We start from the raw sequence: 1717 nt of genomic DNA, 5'->3' as shown, positions 1-1717 counted from the left end.
GACTATTCGACGGCGAGCGCCTTCGCCCAAGCCGGCGCCACGGTGGTCACGCATCTGTTCAACGCCATGAGCCAGATCGGCAATCGCGAGCCTGGCCTGGCGGGCGCGACGGTCGACACCGGCGGCCTGTACGCCGGCATCATCGCCGACGGCATCCATGTCCATCCGGCAACGATGACCGTTGCGCTGCGTGGCAAGCAGGGACCAGGCAAGATCGTGCTGGTCACCGACGCCATGGCGACGATCGGCACCGACATGACGTCGTTCACGCTGAACGGCCGCACCATCTACCGCAAGGACGGCAGCCTCAGGCTCGCCGACGGCACGCTGGCCGGCGCCGATCTCGACATGATTTCCGCCATCCGCTTCGTCCATCGCGTCGTCGGGCTGGATCTCGACGAGGCCTTGCGCATGGCCTCGCTCTATCCCGCCGAGGCAATCGGTCAGTCTCATCGCCTCGGCCGCTTCGCCAACGGAACCGCCGCCGACATCGTCGGATTGACGGACGATCTGGATGTCAGGAATGTCTGGATCGACGGCGAGAAGGTGTTTGGGGCGTAGGCCTTCGCGATTTTCGTCATCAACTCTGAGGAATGGCGTGGTCTCTGAGCCTGGCGTTTAGGATGACGATGATCTTTCGCATGACGGCGGCGATGGCCACCATTGGCTTTTTGCCGTTGGTGATGAGGCGTTTGTAGAAGGTTGCGAAGGCGCCTCTTCCGGCAGCGGCGTGCAACGCGGGCATGTATAGTATGCTCCTGATCTCTGGTCGTCCGCCACGGATTTTGCGGTAGCCGTGTTTTTGGCCGCTGTCGTTTGGATGAGGCGCGAGCCCTGCAAGGGCTGCAGCCTTGCGGCGTGTCATGGTGCCGAGCTCGGGCAGGATGGCGAGCAGCTTGGCCGCCACGATCGGGCCGAGACTGTCCATGGCCGTGCAGACGGCTGCCCGATGCTTGAGGGTGGGGCTGTTAGCGATGAGCTCGCGTATGGTTGCATCGATAGCTTGGATCTGACGCTCCACGACCTTGATCACGGCCTCGAAGGAGGCAGCGAGCCCGTGGCTACCAGGTGCCTTGGCGCGATTCTTCTCCGCGACCTTGGTGGCGATCAGTTCCTGGCGGCGGCGCACCAGGGCGCGTAGGCTTGTCGCATCGGCATCCGGAGCCTGCCAAAGCGACAGTTTTGCCCAGCGCTCACAGCCGTAGCCTCTCAACATCCCAGCATCGATGGCGTCGCTCTTGCCATGCGTGCCATAGGAGCGGATGAAGCTCTTGACCTTGAGCGTGTCGGCACGATGGCAGGCGATGCCGGCGCGCAGGCACTCCTCGAGCAGCAGGCCTTCATGGCCGCCGGTCGGCTCGCATACGACAAGGTCTATGTGTTTGTGGCTCTTGAGCACGGCGCGGATGGCTCGCCGCTGATTGGCGATGGTGCTGGTGGTGGCGCCGTCACAGACGGTGATGGTGTCTTTGGCGATATCGAAACCGAGGCACAATTGCGGTTGTTGATGCAAGAAGGCCATGCTGGTGGTATCCTCAAAAGGCTTCGGATTGTTTGCGGGCGTGGCGAAAGCCAGCGGCCAATCAACTCTCCAAGCGATGGCGGACAAAGACGGCAGGGACCTTGATGACGTCGGGTGTTACCCGATCCTAGGGACGGTCGCCTGCCGCCGGGACTGCTGGCTGTGATGGGCCGCAGTCCCGGCCGCCAAACTACC

2 protein-coding genes are annotated in these 1717 nt (G+C 63.1%); one reads left to right on the top strand and one right to left on the bottom strand.

Annotation, left to right across the window (positions count from 1 at the left end; all coding sequences use genetic code 11):
• Window positions 1-561: amidohydrolase family protein (locus Q0L57_RS14475; protein WP_296743689.1), on the top strand; the 561-nt coding region annotated here is incomplete at its 5' end.
• A 19-nt stretch (window positions 562-580) separates the two neighbouring features.
• On the opposite strand, the gene Q0L57_RS14470 is transcribed toward Q0L57_RS14475, so the two are convergent.
• A complete protein-coding gene (locus Q0L57_RS14470; RefSeq protein WP_296743688.1) occupies window positions 581-1522 on the bottom strand; it encodes a transposase in 942 nt (313 codons plus the stop codon).
• Between the last annotated feature and the right edge of the window lie 195 nt (window positions 1523-1717).

The organism is Mesorhizobium sp., from assembly GCF_024509055.1.
Taxonomy (GTDB): domain Bacteria; phylum Pseudomonadota; class Alphaproteobacteria; order Rhizobiales; family Rhizobiaceae; genus Mesorhizobium.
This window is presented reverse-complemented; position numbering and strand designations above follow the sequence as displayed.

Bases quoted from the DNA above. Each gene is read 5' to 3' on its own strand.
- Q0L57_RS14470 (WP_296743688.1), bottom strand. From the start codon at position 1,522: ATGGCCTTCTTGCATCAACAACCGCAATTGTGCCTCGGTTTCGATATC.